At 58.0% G+C, this 15171-nt stretch carries 13 protein-coding genes; 4 read left to right on the top strand and 9 right to left on the bottom strand.

Translation table 11 applies throughout. The features are described 5' to 3' along the window. Positions 1-2 precede the first annotated feature (2 nt). On the top strand, positions 3-5000 hold the full coding sequence (locus ACW73L_RS18430; protein WP_498924043.1) for an ATP-binding protein: 4998 nt from the start codon (positions 3-5) through the stop codon (positions 4998-5000). 55 nt (positions 5001-5055) lie between these two features. On the opposite strand, the gene ACW73L_RS18425 is transcribed toward ACW73L_RS18430, so the two are convergent. From ACW73L_RS18425 to ACW73L_RS18415, 3 genes are all read right to left on the bottom strand, one after another. Next, positions 5056-5367: a hypothetical protein gene (locus ACW73L_RS18425; RefSeq protein WP_498924042.1), complete on the bottom strand. Its 312-nt coding sequence runs from the start codon at positions 5365-5367 to the stop codon at positions 5056-5058. A 129-nt stretch (positions 5368-5496) separates the two neighbouring features. Further along, on the bottom strand, positions 5497-6228 hold the full coding sequence (locus ACW73L_RS18420) for a hypothetical protein (protein ID WP_498924041.1): 732 nt from the start codon (positions 6226-6228) through the stop codon (positions 5497-5499). Between the two features lie 299 nt (positions 6229-6527). Next, positions 6528-6932: a hypothetical protein gene (locus ACW73L_RS18415; RefSeq protein WP_498924040.1), complete on the bottom strand. Its 405-nt coding sequence runs from the start codon at positions 6930-6932 to the stop codon at positions 6528-6530. A gap of 484 nt (positions 6933-7416) precedes the next feature. On the opposite strand from ACW73L_RS18415, the gene ACW73L_RS18410 reads away from it, so the two are divergent. Then, a complete protein-coding gene (locus ACW73L_RS18410; protein ID WP_498924039.1) occupies positions 7417-9009 on the top strand; it encodes an RDD family protein in 1593 nt (530 codons plus the stop codon). Between the two features lie 250 nt (positions 9010-9259). Continuing rightward, positions 9260-9556, top strand: a complete 297-nt coding sequence (locus ACW73L_RS18405) for a transposase (protein WP_498924038.1) — start codon at positions 9260-9262, stop codon at positions 9554-9556. Between the two features lie 56 nt (positions 9557-9612). On the opposite strand, the gene ACW73L_RS18400 is transcribed toward ACW73L_RS18405, so the two are convergent. The 5 genes from ACW73L_RS18400 to ACW73L_RS18380 form a co-directional block, all read right to left on the bottom strand. Further along, the gene (locus tag ACW73L_RS18400; protein ID WP_498924037.1) at positions 9613-10230 is read right to left on the bottom strand and encodes a GIY-YIG nuclease family protein; all 618 of its coding nucleotides are present in this window, start codon (positions 10228-10230) and stop codon (positions 9613-9615) included. A gap of 807 nt (positions 10231-11037) precedes the next feature. Continuing rightward, complete coding sequence (locus ACW73L_RS18395; protein WP_498924036.1) at positions 11038-11454, bottom strand: hypothetical protein; 417 nt, start codon at positions 11452-11454, stop codon at positions 11038-11040. Positions 11455-11464: 10 nt separating this feature from the next. Then, positions 11465-11716: a hypothetical protein gene (locus ACW73L_RS18390; RefSeq protein WP_498924035.1), complete on the bottom strand. Its 252-nt coding sequence runs from the start codon at positions 11714-11716 to the stop codon at positions 11465-11467. Positions 11717-11786: 70 nt separating this feature from the next. Continuing rightward, positions 11787-12146, bottom strand: coding sequence for a hypothetical protein (locus ACW73L_RS18385; RefSeq protein WP_498924034.1), 360 nt, complete (start codon positions 12144-12146; stop codon positions 11787-11789). A gap of 1250 nt (positions 12147-13396) precedes the next feature. Beyond that, positions 13397-13579: a hypothetical protein gene (locus ACW73L_RS18380; RefSeq protein WP_498924033.1), complete on the bottom strand. Its 183-nt coding sequence runs from the start codon at positions 13577-13579 to the stop codon at positions 13397-13399. 217 nt (positions 13580-13796) lie between these two features. Here ACW73L_RS18380 and ACW73L_RS18375 point away from each other — a divergent pair, with 217 nt between their 5' ends. After that, positions 13797-14291, top strand: coding sequence for a polyhydroxyalkanoate granule-associated phasin (locus ACW73L_RS18375; protein WP_498924032.1), 495 nt, complete (start codon positions 13797-13799; stop codon positions 14289-14291). 233 nt (positions 14292-14524) lie between these two features. On the opposite strand, the gene ACW73L_RS18370 is transcribed toward ACW73L_RS18375, so the two are convergent. After that, positions 14525-14794, bottom strand: coding sequence for a hypothetical protein (locus tag ACW73L_RS18370; RefSeq protein ID WP_498924031.1), 270 nt, complete (start codon positions 14792-14794; stop codon positions 14525-14527). Positions 14795-15171 lie beyond the last annotated feature (377 nt).

The raw sequence follows: 15171 nt of genomic DNA, 5'->3' as shown, positions 1-15171 counted from the left end.
TTATGAACGAATCGTCACGTTCGCCAGGTCCTTCCGCAGGGCAAGTACCCTCCTGCGAGGACGTCATTCGAACCTTCGATAAGCACCTTCAATATTATTCCAATAGCCGCGGGGAACAGGCCCGGGTCCTGAGGAACGCGGAAGCCTCGGTCAAGCTGCAATACGCCGGCCGGGTTGCCTTCGAGCTCTTGCAGAATGGGCTTGATCGGGCCAAAGAGTTCATCTGGGTCGGGCTACTTGATGGTGGCGATGACTACGGCAGTCTCGTCGTCGCCAACGATGGGAGTGCGGTAACGTTGGACCCGCAGTTCGAATACGATCACCCGCCCGAGCGTCAGGGGCGCGCCGACCTCAATGCCTTGTTGTCGCTGCATACCTCCAACAAATCCCCCGATCAATCCATGGGCAATAAGGGAATCGGTTTTCGGTCGGTATTCAGCATCGGTGATCGTGTGGAAGTCTGGAGCCGGTGCCGGGACGAAAAAAGCTGGTGGGGAGTAGAGATGCACTGGCCCGCCCGAAAAAAAACGTGGCGGACAAGAGCCAATGAGTATGAGCCCGCCAAGGTAGCGACTAAGCGATTGCACGAGACAACCTGGGAAAAGATAGAGACGCTCGATGAGGCGGAAGAACGTGCGAGTTTCACCTTGCCGTTGCCCCTGCTGGCTGATGGAGCACCAGCAGTCTTGATCGGGGCCGACGCGCCAGAGTTCAAGGCCAATCTGGTCACGGCAGTCATCGTGCCGATCCATTCTAAAGATGTCCGTGAGGATGTGAAGGCCCACATCGATGAGTTGATGGGCTCGCGCCTGCATTTCGTCGGGCTTCGGCCGGCACGGCGTGGAATCAAGGTACAGGTGACCTGCGGGGGACAGGCAGCCCGTAACCATACCTTACACACTTGGCCCGACGAGATGGAGCCCGGGAGTTGGAAGGTCTTCCATTGGAAAAATCCCGCCCTTGCGGACCTCGCAAAGGCGGCCGAACACGAAGTAACGGAGCCTGGGGTCGGGTTGGCCTGGCCTCCGCAGTCCGCATCCACCAGTCATGCGTCCGACCATGAAGCCCAACGCTATACCTGCATCGAGACACTGATGTTCAACTATCTGCCGACCCGGATTCCATCCGATTTCCCAGTGGATGTGCATGGTGACTTCCAGGTCAAAGCCGATCGCACCGGGATGGACCTGGGCGGCAGCCCGCAGGGGCGTTACAACAAGGCGCTTATCCGCACTGCCGCTGAACTGCATCTGCGGGCTGTGCTGGCCGCGGTGCAAATGAATGATGCCGATGCGGCCGATTGGCCTTGGCAAAGCATTCATTCCTGCCCAACCGAGTTGGTTTCTTCCCTGTCGTTGCGGGAGGATTTGTGGGAACTCCTGACGCCCCGATCAGGTGGAAGTGGCGCGTTTGTAAAGGAGCTTAAAAGCCTGCTGTTTGATGGCGACCCGCGCTACTTGCGCTGGACCAAGCTTGCACGCTTGTTTTTTGCCCACCAGGATGTACAAGGCGATGACGGCCGCCCCGAACTACCAATGCAAGTTTATCGGGTGTTCTGGAACGCTTCGGCGGCATGGCTGGAACGGCAATGCGGATGTGGCTCGCACACTCCGACCTGGAATGGCCAGGCAAGGTTGCTCTGCGATGCATTGCGGGAAGCGCAGGTTCCCTGTCTACCTTTGGCGGACTCCTGCCAGTTGCCGCCAGACTTGAAGTTACGCGCCGTTCCTCTCCCGGAACGGCGGGAGCTAGGCGACAATACGCCATCCAAGTCACGCGTCTTTTACCGCCGGACCGATGAACAGAAAATCCTGTTGCCCGAAGCCCTGATCGACTACCAGCGATCCATCACCGCGTACCCTTTGGATCCCTTCTGTGACCCACGGTTCAGACCCACAGGCATCGTCGATTTCGGCCGCTGGGACGTACTGAAAGAACTCAGGCAATTACCTAACGAACTCCTTAATTGGGAGCCAAAGCCACTGCATGAGGATGAGGATGAGGCGACCTACCGACAACGTCAACTCATAGGTCTCGCGGCGAAACTGTTTACGGCCAAGCTTGGTACCTTACCCCCGCCGTCAGAGAAAGACGAAGCGGGTGACTATGGGCTCGGCTGGCGGGCAAATCCCTCGAGCCAGCTTTCGGACGATGTTTGCGATGCCGGGCGCGCCATCGCCACGCTTTTCCTTCCCATGACGGACGGCCTTTGGGCGCCCGCCCGGCAACTGCACCGGGGCGAGGTTGACGTCGACTCTCTCAAGTTGGACCACGACCAGGATCTTGACGTCAACGCCTTCCTGACATTCCTCGGCGTCGCACCCACCCCCCCGTCAGACGCCCCTGCCTTGCTCTTGATCGAGGGAGGTTTCGGCGGGGGGCGGGTAGAACCCTTGAAACTCCCACCCGAGCTCTGCCAGCCGGGTAGCCGAGCAAGCAAGCTCGAATTGGCCTTGAGTCCGGAGGCCGGGGAAAATCCGCAAGGCCTGGCTATGACCCTCCAAGCGACCTGGAGCCAAGGTCTCTCCAGCTTGATCGAGCCTGAGAGTCAAGACGACGCCCACCAATCTCGCACCGTCATCGGCGAGACATTGCGTGCTCTCGCCTGGGTTCCAGTCGGCGACGATGGCTGGGTCACCGCGCCAACTAAGGCCCGATCATCGAAACGGTTCGTACCTCCGACGCAGGTGGTCACTCGTCCCGGCAATGATCGCAGAGCAGAGGTGACTTATCGCGTTCGCAACGATTCCGATGACGTCACTCGTCAGATCCTGGAAGCCCTCGGTGCCGTGCCCGTACTGAACGTCGAGTACCTGGGCGCGCGGCAAGGAAAGGCGGCAGGGGAAATCCTCAACACTCTCCGGCAAACTTACCAGAAACCGTCCGACCCGGAACTCCCGCCCCATCTGCGCCGCTATGTACTCGATCTGGCGCAGGAAACCATCGGCGCGCTTGTACGTCATTCCGTTCCGCTGCCCGAGCATCCTCCGCTCCCGGTCCATGAAGCCTCCACGCAGGCTCTGCCGCTGGATGCCCGCAGGGTCCGATGGCTGGTCGACCCCTCGGCCGAAGCGTGGATCGCCAGCGACAACTCGGAGCAGGAAATCATTCGCCGATTCTTTCCTGAGCTGCCTTTAGCCAGCGTGACCATTGGATTCAAATTGATAGAGAACAACCAGAGTCTCAAGAAACGGAAAATAGAAGTGACGGAGAGGGTTAAGGGTGGAGAAAAGCTCCCAGAGCTCGATTCTCATGCGGAAGCACTTGCGACGAAGATTCGAGGCGCGCTTCCGGGCCTTTTGGCCCTCGCCCACGTTTCTCGCTTGACAACAATCATTCCTAACTCTGAGGAGATACTCAAAAGTTGGGGCTCCGCTCCGGCGGGTCCCCTGATTCATGTGGAGGATGCTTATATCGAGATCAGCCTGACAGGCCCGTCGGTATACCCCAAGAAACACCTTGAGGGCGCTGATGGCCACGTACTGCTGCTCAACGCCGGAAAGGCGACATCGGACGAGGGGGGCAAGGCTGGTGCCAGCATCCTCTTCGATCTGGCTGAGAATCAGCCGCCGCCGTTGGCGGACTTTGGCGACGCCCTGGCGGAATTTCTGCTGAACAACAGGGCGTTAGGTTCCATTTTCGCGCGCGCCCTGGGGGCCCTCGATAAGGGAGACGAGGATTGGAAACGTTTGTTGAAGCGCGAGGGTGCCGATACACTGGAAGTCGAATACCAAGCCCAGTTGAAACCGCTGAACGACGAACAAATCAACGCTTTCCGGCAGCGCCTCACCGAGGCATTAAAGAGTGCGGGCGCAAAGCTGCGCGAGGCGAATATGGAGATCCGTCGGTTGCGGCGCCTGGGCGCGGAGGATTTGCTGCCGCTGAACGGGGATGGGTGGGGGGAAGACGTGACCGCCCGGAGCATTCGGGACGTGCTGAATGAGGCCGCGTGGGAGACCGTCGAGCGACCCTTTGTGCCGACGCTGTCCGTCGAGCAAGACAACGCCTCAGCCTGGCAGCATTGGTTGGACACCAATGGCTGGGGGCGCCGTCTCGATGCCTTTGCCCTGCACCACCTGCGAGAAAAGGAACCAGACCTCACCCTCCAGGAGATGCAGGAGCGTCGGCAAAAGTGGATGGAGGTACATTGCTTTCCGCAGATGAAAAGCCTCTATGGCCCTACCGCAGCATGGGCTTGGCTGCGTGCCGCACTTCCGAACCTTTCGGATCTCGATTCGGGGTCGATCGAAAGCACCCTGCGTGATTTCGCGCCCCGTTACCAACCAATAAAGGATCTAAAAGACGTTTCCGAGGCGGGCTGGAAGGTTTGCTCAGCATCTTATGGTCAGCCCTCAGGGGTCGAGCGCGAGCCCGCCTCGAAAGAGGCTTATGACGAAGCAAACGCCGTTAAGGCAGCCATCGGCGATGAGGCTGAGTCAGCATTGCTGCCATTCATCGCCGAGCAAACACATAACTGTCTGAAACAATTTAATAAAAGAGGTTGGGAGGTGCTATTGGATGCGGTGCCTGAAAGAGGAAAAACCCGCTGCGCGCTTGAACAAGCGCGTTCCGAGTGGATGATAAGCCAGGACCCAGAATGTTTGAAGGACGCCCTGCATGTGTCCCGCCGATGGGGCAATGCTGGCTTCGATATTCTCGGCCTGGAACAAGGCGATCAAAAGGATCCTGTCGCCGTCCGCTACGAAACCAAAGGCTTGCCTGACGGCGCAGGCATCGTTTGTATTCATCTTTCCACCAATGAGCTCCGTGTGGCCACCGAGTTCTTTAGGGCAAAGACGGCAAACTCCGGCGATCAACGGTACCGCGGGGATTGGAAACTCATTGGCGTGGAGCACGACGCCAAAGCCACCGATCTGACCGCCTTGATTAAGGACCTGATTGAGCAGCCTGATAAGATGCTGAAGCCACTTGGCGATAAAGGTTTGGTGCCGGACGGCTTTTTGTTGCGTGTGTCACGCTCTTCCAGACTGGCGCCATAGCCGTCTAGAGGGCGAGTATCAACCGCTCTTCCGCTTCGCCGCTGGGTCGATTATCTCAACGCCGAAGCGCACGAAGGGCTTTTTCTCGCATTAGCATGATCTGATGGAGAATGTGGTCGGTGGCTTCACAGACGTCGGGGCCTGCCTTGGCGATGAGCCGCTTGAGCCGGTCGTTTCTGTCATCATCCAAAATCGTCGCGAGGTCGCAAGCATCATCGGCGTCGGCCGGCATGAGAAGCGGCGCTTGCTGGCCGCCGATCCGAATCATGGCTTGCAGTTTGTCGTCCGGGCGAAAGAGCGGAAGATCGGTTTCGCACCAGTTCGTACAGTTGCCTTCTACTTTGATCAGTACGCCGCGATAGATCATGGAGAAAGGACAGTAGAGAAAAGGCGGCTCGGGTGCCCTGACGATCAAGTCCGCCCATGGCCATCGCACTGTTTTGCCTCTGCGCATGCTGCCGTCGCAGCAGATGGAATCTCCTGAGGGTGTAAGCCGTCAGACGGCTTGATCATGGAATCCGGATTGGACGGGGACAAGCCGCCACAAAAGGTCCGCCAAGGGCACTCCCGAAGCTTCGAGAAACCTCATCTCGTTTGGCTGCAACAGTTGGGCGATGCCGCGTTGCAAGCTCTGCGGCGAATCGTAGTTCGGCCACTGGTCGTAGGGCGGACGATAACCATCGAAGGCCAGCTCCATCGCCATGTTCAGCATCACTTTTCCCAGGCGACCAACGTTCGAATTCCAGCTCGACTGGCGAAGGCAATGACGGGAGTAGGCCACCGCCAGAGCTTCTTCCAGGGGATCGTACGGGTTTCCGCCGACCAGGCGGCGTACCACTTCCATGGAGTGATGAAAGATCTCGTGGTGCCAGGTCTTTTCCACGATGAAGGCGACCAGGAACTCCAGGTCCTGCCGGGGGAAAGGAAATCCGGGCAGCCGGCGCGACATTTCACGCACGACGCTCCAATAGAAGCGGTGGAGATTGGCGAGGTTGAGCGTAACGAGGCCCGGGCTTGCCATCGGCCGGTATGACCCCAGCACCCTGATGCTCACTTCATCGCCCACATCCGGTGGCAAGTCGCCGAGTATTTGGGCCGGCGTGGGTAACTCTTCCCAACCGGGGACGTGAGCCGCCAGCTCGGGCTCGCGAACCCCGTCGAACTCATCCACAGGCAAAGCTTGCAGAGTTTTCTTGATTGAATTGATGGCTTGCGCGAGTGCACTCATGGACGTTCCTTTTCGTTCAGCATTGCCAGCATGTCGGCCATAGGGGAAGCAATGGAGTAAGCATACGACCAGCAGGCGACAAAATGGAGCGCAGACAAGCCGCAACGCCTGTCAGTCTTGCAGGAATAGCTAGGTGAGCAGATCATGGACGCTGATTTGGCGACTCCTGGGGCGACACTTCTGCTGCTTTTGAGCAATTTCGCCGAGCGCCCGTTTGTCGATGACACCGACTGACCACCTGCCCCTGCCTAGCGAGTATTCGGTGGGAAGGTCGGCTGGCCGCAACGGGCACAAGGCCGTCAACCGCGATACGCGAAAAACGCTAGTCGTTGCTCCGCCCAGTCTGCCCGCATCGCACGGCGGTTCAGGCTCTCAAGCGCCAGCTCGCTTGCATTCCCCGCGACGCAGGCTTCGACGATACAGGGTGCCAGCTGCGACAACCGGCCGATCCGGTCGACGTGTCCGAAATCCATGCCCTCGGCGGCAGCGATCTCTCTCAAAGATCTGACCTTGCCGGTATCGAGCAGATGCTGCCAGTAGTGCGCCAGGCCCAACGCCCTGACGCTCGCCGTATCCTGCGCGTCCTCCTCCGCGCGTCGCGCCGCCACAACCTCCATCCGAAACGCCTCCGGCGACTCGATCGGCGTGATCACCTCCTGCTTCACACCCCGCTTCACCAGCGTCCAGGGAATGAACGCCTCCATGCGTATTCCGCCGGCTGAAGAGTGGGGAGTCCATTGAGCCTGCGCCATCGGTCGCCTCAAACAAGACCACCGCATGGCCCGCTGCCGGTTATAGGGCGCCTTGGGCGATACCTTGCACGTTGTGCTATGCGCGGCCGGTCATTACCTGCGCTGGAAGATCCGGGCAGCGCCGCTCCAGGCTGGGGTGGATCAAGCCCGCTTTTGGCCGTTATGTGGTTACAGGCCTGGATACGGTGCGCGTTCCTTGATACTGCCACAGCCGGATCCAACTCTGCTTCCCCGCTTCTAGGCGGCAGAGCACGCTGCAATCGGCGTGAGAAGGTCGGAAACTGCAGAACATTACCAGGCGCCTACTAGGTCACCCCTGTTGCACCGGTTCTAATGGGCCCCAGAACCCCTTCTTGGCCTTGGCAGGCGAGAATGAATCATGACCTAAACTTAGTCAGACGCATGTCGCCTCAAGAAGCCATTGAGTGTCGCGCAGATGACCACACATTATGACACGCTGAGGGTGCGGTCCGACGCGCCCGCCGAGTTGATCGCTTTAGCATACTGGACACTCCGAAAAAGGTATGACTTAAGCAGGTTCCCCGACAAAAAAGAGGCAGTTCTGCGTATCATAAATGAATTGAATACCGCTTACGCAATCTTATCAGATCCGGAAAGAAGGAAAGACTACGATGCGTTATGTCTATCTGCAAGAAATAAGAGCCCCTCTAAGATTAGTGGCGCATCCGAAAGCTTCAAAATCGATAGCTACGTGGACCGCGCACATGACCCTTTTTCGATCAATAATCAGGATTCGTTAGATGCCATAGAAAGCAGCACTTCTTCGCATCCCTGGCGCCGCTTCTTTGCAAGGCAGCTAGATTATTTTTTCTTAGGTGCAGCCTTTTCTTTAATCATTATCGTTCTTGGGCCGCTAGGAATTTTTTCACAGAGATTAACTATTCTACTATCGATTCCGCTTGTTGCTGCACCAGTCGTCTGCCTTTTCGGAATGTTGATAGAAGGAAACATTTTGGCGCGCTTTGGCACCACCCCAGGCAAAAGACTTTTAGGTCTTCGGCTAGAACGTCTTACGGGGTCAACCGACTACAGCGCACGAGCCAGGGCGGTCTGGGTGAAAGGCATAGGCATGGGCTTGCCGTTTATTTGGATTATACCTGCTGCCGTCGCATACTATAGCCTGAAAAGATATGGGAGAACGAGCTGGGATAATGCGCTCGGCTTTCGCCTTGAGGCAGCCAATTTAGGGACACAGCAAATCGCTTTGGTGACAGTGTTAATTTGCCTTTGCATACTAATGAGAGCCTGCTCATACAGCGAGTCAGTCACGCAGATAAGAAACATGTATTTAACCACTACGGACTTGGAGGGTGTGAATTATAATGGCCACGTCCGCCGATTGTACGCAGACCCAGATGCTTCAGACAAATACCAAATGGCATCACCCAATAAGGCCTCAACCAGTCTGCAAAACATCGCCGTTCCAACGGCTGCGATCGATCAACAAGCCGCACCATATCGAGACTTACCAATAAGCACCAAGAGCCAAGAGATATCCAGCAGCCGCATAGCAGCACTCACGGGTGATACAGCGGCACAAGTGAGGTTGGGCCAGATATATGAAACCGGCGATGGAGTGTCGCAAGACTATGCTGAAGCAGCATACTGGTACCTACGTGCGGCTGAGCAGGGGAATATCTTGGCTCAGAATGCAATCGGTTGGATCTACCTGAATGGCCTCGGCGTTAAACAGGACACATCTGTAGGAATAAATTGGCTAACAACAGCTGCTTCACAGGGCGACGCTCGAGCACAAAATAATCTTGGGTGGATGTACTTAAATGCGCACAGAGTCGCTCAAGACTATGCGCAGGCTATTCATTGGTTTCGGCTTGCCGCTAGGCAAGGAGAGGCTAATGCTCAGAGCAATCTTGGAGTTATTTACGAAGAGGGGCGTGGCGTGAAAAAAAATACAAGCGAAGCCAAGAGATGGTATCAACTCGCTGCTGCCCAGGGGCATCCTAGAGCGAAGTCAAGGTTACGTGCACTTATGGAAGAGAAACCTTAATCTGTTTGGCAGTAACGTTCAGTAAGCGATCTAAATTCTCATAAAATGAGACTTTTTGCGCTATAGATTGGGAGCTTCCAAACAGATGAGATCTCCCGTGGCGATGCATCTCATGACCCATGCCAACAAAGGCGTCTCGGCTGTAGCATGATACGCCACCTCGGAGTGTGTTACCGCACGGCCTGGTTGGCGAAGCATAAACTGCTGCGGGTGATGGTCGAGCGGGAAGAGGCGCGTGTCCTATCTGGGCATGTCGAGATCGATGATCCTGCCTGGGCGACCGGGGCGGGGCTCCGAAAACAAGATCCCCTTTGTGCCCGCGGTGGAAACCAATGCTCAGGGCCATCCGTTGTTCATCAAGCTGAGGCCGACGCCCTTCACCAAGACCGCGTGGGCCGCCTGGTCGGAAGCCTCTTTGAACCCGGATTCTTATGTCGTTTCCGATGGTCTGGGTGCGTTCCGCGGGATCACCGGTAACGTGACTTGCCATCACCGCATCATCGTTGGTTCGGGCCGCGCCGCCGTTCAGCGTGTCGATTTCCATTGAATCAACACAATTCTCGGCAACATTAGGACAGCGATGGCCGTCTCAGGGTTATTTTTCTAACAAATATTTGAAGCCACGGACCTAGCGCCTGCACTGGGTGAGACGTTCCCCCGAGCTTTCGTTGTGATCTCGTCGAAAATTCCTCTAGCATAGGTCAAATCACAGGCAAATATTTCGCGAGACGCGACGGTTATCCCTTCTCCCTTATCATAAGTTATACGAGTAAGCGCACTTTCCATCTCTGCATGAATGGCAAACTCTGTCCGTCCGGCATTAATTTCGAAATAGACAAATCTATCTATACTCCAGTCGCTAATTCCCCCATAAGAGAAGGTCCGCAGTAACTCCGCTCTTTCCTGCGGATGAAACTTGGTATAGCCCACTTTGACATACCCTGTGCTTCGTGAGTGTGCAAGGTACACATGGCCGGCACCAGAGTAGCGCAGTTGATAAGCTATTTTTGAAGTGTCGCACTGGATACAGTGCCCAGCTTTAGTTCTTAGGTGATGCCCAGAATTGCGACATGGCGGCCCGCCAAAATAGAAATACTTTTCAAGTCGCTCCATTGCGGCAAGCCGTTCCTTTTTTGAGAGACCAGCTGCATCTAAGACTAAGGATGGTGAGATATGTTGAGATTTGAGAAAGCCGAGCTCTTCGTTGGTTAGGGTAGCCACGTTTGCGAGTTCCTCGAAGGCGGATATGGAATTCTATCTGGCATGCGCCCGACGGTGAGGGACGGCGAAAGACGTCAGGTCTAGGCTGAAGTCTAGTGTCTTACCTGGAACAGCGTGGGAACAACGAATAGAAAACATCGACCTGCTGTGAGCCATCGCGCTATGACGTTGGAGTTGTGGCAGCGCAAGTCGTTTCCCGTTTAGCGGTTGCGGGGCCTCCTAACGACAGGAGGACGGGCCAAGTACCATCACGCGCTGGCACGAATGCCCCTATTGTCCGAGTCCGCGGTCATGTCACTGGGTCAATTTAGGCGCTTCTCAACGGTCTGTTTGTATAAACGTCGCCCCGCTGAAGACGCCACCTGATGCACCAGCCTGCGAAACGCTCAAGAAGGCCTGAGAGACAGATCTGTGTCGGCGTGGGGAAGCGAAGCTGTTCGCCCGTTCACCGAACAAGTAGCCGCCTAACGACGGGGGCTGTTGAGCAGTTAGGGATGTTGCTCGAGGCGGACCTCCGCGCGGGCGCTGGATACGACCGACGCGAAGAAGGATGGCCCCTCATGAGGGGCTTGCCTGTGATCGGGCTCACAGAGCCGCAGCGCGCTGGGGCGCTGCGCTCGTTCAGAAAGGTCTACGGGCGGGGACTGTGACACCGTTCACGGTCAACCCGATGCGGTTTTTCCATACTATCCAGGGTGTGCCGGACAGTGGCGATCGATTGGGGGGAATCGACCGCCGCCGCTGAGGTGACCCCCGAGCGCTCTCCGGCACACGTCCCAAGCATAGGCAATCGGCGGGCGTGCGGCGTTATTCTGGCTCAGACACGGCGTTGTTTCCGTTCGCCAGGATCGCGTCTACAGTTTTCGGCCCCACCCATGCCAACCGGGCAATCCGGCTGACCTGCGCGAGATCCACGCCTTCGGCCACGGCGATCTCGGTCAGCGACTGGAACCGGCCGGTATCGAGCAAATGCTGCCAGTAGTGCGCAAGTCCGAGCGCCCTCAGTTCCGGCGCGTCCTCTGCCGCCTCCGACTCCCGTCGCGCCGCCACAACCTCCACCCGAAACGCCTCCGGCACCTTAATCGGCGTGATCACCTGCTGCGTCACGCCCCGCTTCACCAGCGTCCAGGGAATGAACGTCTCCAGTTTGACGCTGCCGGCCGGTTGCGGAATCTCATTCGTTCTCGGCCTCCCGGTAATTTGACCATGTCCCTTACGCGGCATCCCGCAGCCCTCACTCAAACCGCGCGAACACGTCGCGCTGCTCGTGCCAATCGTCCGGCAGCCCCTGACGCTTGAGCCACCGCTGCGTCAACGTGCGCAGCTGCTCCCCGGCGAGACAGCGCTCGACCAGTTCCGGCGCCAGGCACGCCAACCGGAGCACATGCGAGACGCTCGGCTTCGTCAGGCCTTCCCGCTCGGCTAACTCGAGGCAGTTCCCGACGCCCCGCGTGTCCAGCAAGAGCAGCCAATAGAGGGCCGGCACGATTGAGGCCAACAGCGCCGCGATGCCGGCAGAGATCTCAGGGTTTCAGAACGGGTTTACTGGTCGCAGTTCATTGGTGTTTCCCGCACAGCGAGCGGAATATGCCATCACCCGCAGCGGTGCCGTCGATGCGTACTAACAGGCGCTCCTGGATGCGTGTACCGCGCTCCTGGATGAGCAGTGTTCCCATGCCACGCTGGCATTCAGCTGGTACCACGGCAACCCCCATTTCCATTATCGTCCCGTCGTCGTGGTCGGTAGCCTCGACAAAGCCAGCGATGGCAGCGCTGTTGTGCATCGGGCCACGCAATACCCTCCAGGAAACGTCAGCGTGCGCCCTATCTGCCGCAAGTAGCGTAGCGGATGCGAACAGCGTCAGGGCTACGAACTCGCGACGTGCTGCTGTGCGTTGTTGGGTGGTAGCGTTCATGGGTGCTTCCCCTGTGATTACTTTGTGCTGTTGAACGGAAGCATAGGAGGAACACAGAGGAACTCCGACCGGACAAAGCGTGACAGATTGCCCCGTCCCGTGTTCCCTTGGACGTCTAGTGAGGTGTGGCTAAAATTCAGGGCATGAACGAAAAGAAGTGGGTCACCGTTAGGCTGACGGATGAAGAACACGCTGACTGCCAGCGGGCTGCAGAACAGGAAGGAAGCCGGTGTCGGCGTGGATACATCGCACAGCCATCAGGGCTGCTAACGGCCAGACGACCGGCAACGGGGGGAACGTGTCAAGCGGCCTATACGCCGCGGATCTCAAGTCGCTCGTCAGCCCTTTGAAGAAGCTGCAAGACGGCTAGGACATCAACATCTCGCCATTACAGAATCATCACACGGAACGTATAGCCATATATACTATTTGCACTGAAAACCGACCTCTAAGTCATCGAAATAATTTATTCAAAACAGTTTACATTGCCTGACTCGGGTCATCCATCGTTGCTGCGGATTATCCTCGCCGAGGCGGAGCGACGCTGCGCTTCTCGCCTCAACCACCCCCGTATCTATCCACGCCAACCGCGTGATCCGGCTGACCTGTCCCAGATCCATGCGTTTGGCCGCCGCGATCTCTCTCAGCGATCCGACCTTGACGGCGTACAGCGGGTGTTGCAATTCGCCACGGGATTGATGTAGCCGCGCCGCCAATCGCGTTCCAAGTATTGCTGCGGAAATTTGGGCCAGTAGTTGTCCGCGTGCGGTGACTCAGAATAGGGTCACGTAGCGGTATTTGTAAGCGGCTGCCTCTCGTCTGAGACTATGTAACCTGCCTCGCGCAGCGCCTTGATGAGTACATTTAGAGGATCTTTCTCTTTGGCGCACACAAAGGCCAGCACGCTGTCATTATGGAGGGTAACTCGAACGGAGAACCCCGGTACTATCTCTACCTGATTGACTGTGCTCCCCTGCAACACATATAGATTACGGTTGAACAAGTTGCGATGAATCGATACACGCTTATCCCGATCTGGGACCACTTTACGTCTCGCGTTCATCGTTTCGAACCCTCTGCGGTTAAAGCTGCCGCCGCAACTCGCCCCCGAGCGCGTTTTGCCATATGCTAGAAGCATAGGAAGCCATCTGTGCTTCGGCGCCAGTCCGCTGGCAGATTCGGCCCTTTCGCCGTATCGAACGGCGGTTCGTCGCAGCCACAAGTCATGAATTCCCCGACCACTCCCGGCGTCACACCCACGCCAACCGCGCAATCCGACTGACCTGCCCGCGATCCATGCCCTCGGCGGCGGCGATCTCTCTCAAAGATCCGAGCTTTCCGGTATCGAGCAGGTGCTGCCAGTGGTGGTCCAGCCCGAGCGCCCTGACGCTCGCCGTATCCTGCGCGTCCTCCTCCGTGCGTCGCGCCTTCACGGCCTCTAGCCAAAGAGCCGCCGCGGGCGAGAGTTTCCGGCGGCAGCCCAAGCCTAGGGCCGTTCGTCCGCCCCCGGGGAAGGCCCACGGCCGAACCGCCAACACGTCGCGGTCCCGGAGCCAAGGCCTTGACAAGGACCCGCAGTGCTTGCATCGTGCCGTCGATAATACGGCCAGCAATCAATAGGTTTGTTGTCCTCAGCGCAGGAGATGGTCCATGACGAGACACGATGCCACGCGTCTTTTCAATCCGTGGTGGGCGAGCAGCACGCCCGTAACGCTGTGGTGGCAGACCTGGCTCAAGGCCACCGAGACGATGATCGCCGCCCCGCAGGTGGTGGCCCATCGAACCGCGCTTATGGCCCAAGTGCGTACTGTCCCCAATCGATCCGATCAGCGTGAACTAACGACGATGAGCGTGGAGAAAGTGGTCGCCTTCTCTCAAGCGGGGATGAATGCGGCCAGCGAGCTCGTGGCCTTTCAGCAGCAGATGGCGAACTCTGCCCTGCGCCAGTGGTGGGTAATGGCCCATCTATGCAACCCGATGACGGCCTTCGCGGTACCCTGGCGTGTCATGAATGCGCCGGTCGAGTTGTTATCCGCCAGCCACCGTGCGCTGTCGATCACGCCGCGGGTCGCCCACGGGGCGGTGAAACCGATCCACGCGAAGGCGACGAGCAACGCGCGGCGGCTGGCAAGGAAGAGGCGCTGAGGGCCGGGTTCGACACGGTTTATACCCCTTACCGAGGTGACTCTCGTTTAGAGAGGGCTACGGTCGGGGACTGTGAATTCGCTCACGGTCAACCCGATGCGAACTTTTCATAATGTTCAGGGTGTGCCGGACAGTAGCGATCGATTGGGGGGAATCGACCGCCGCCGCTGAGGTGACCCCCGAGCGCTCCCCGGCACACGTCCCAAGCATAGGCAATCGGCGCTCTGGCGGCGCTATTCTGGCTCGGCCACGAAGTTGTCACTGTTCGCAAGTATCGCGTCTACTTGCTTTGGCTGCAGCCACGCCAACCGCGCGATCCGGCTGACCTGCGCGAGATCCATGCCCTCGGCTGCGGCAATCTCGGTGAGCGACCCGAACCGGCCGGTATCCAGAAGATGCTGCCAGTAGTTCGCGAGGCGGAAGGCACTAACCCGCCCCCCGTCAATCTGCTCACCAAGGGCGTATGGGAAAGCTGCCGTTGGTGAAAAGCCGGTTTTCGGCAAGAGCGAGCATACGCTGTGACCAAGATCCTCTCGTCTAGGGCCGACGCGAATTTGACGGCTAACGGAGTGCTGCCGACGTTTGAATGACCGCCCTCATCCTCGGCCGAACGGCCGGCCCTGGCCGACAGCGGGAGTAGCCGGGCGGCTCATGTCGACCCAAAGCGGTCCGTCGCCAAGGCTAACATCGGATGACCCGTTTCAGACTGAACCGGCCACACGGAATCACAAGCTAGCCGCCCATTCCGCGGCCAAAAGGGCCGTTTACGCTCGCTAGTCAACTGCGGCCGTGCAGCCGCTTAATGTATCGGGTCCAATGTCCGTAGGGAGTATGCCATCGTAGCACCGGACTCGGTCCTCAACCGCAAACTCATGGGACT

It is taken from the genome of Methylolobus aquaticus, assembly GCF_054172105.1.
The sequence above is the reverse complement of the archived record's forward strand: the minus strand, read 5'-3'. Positions and strand labels throughout refer to the sequence as shown.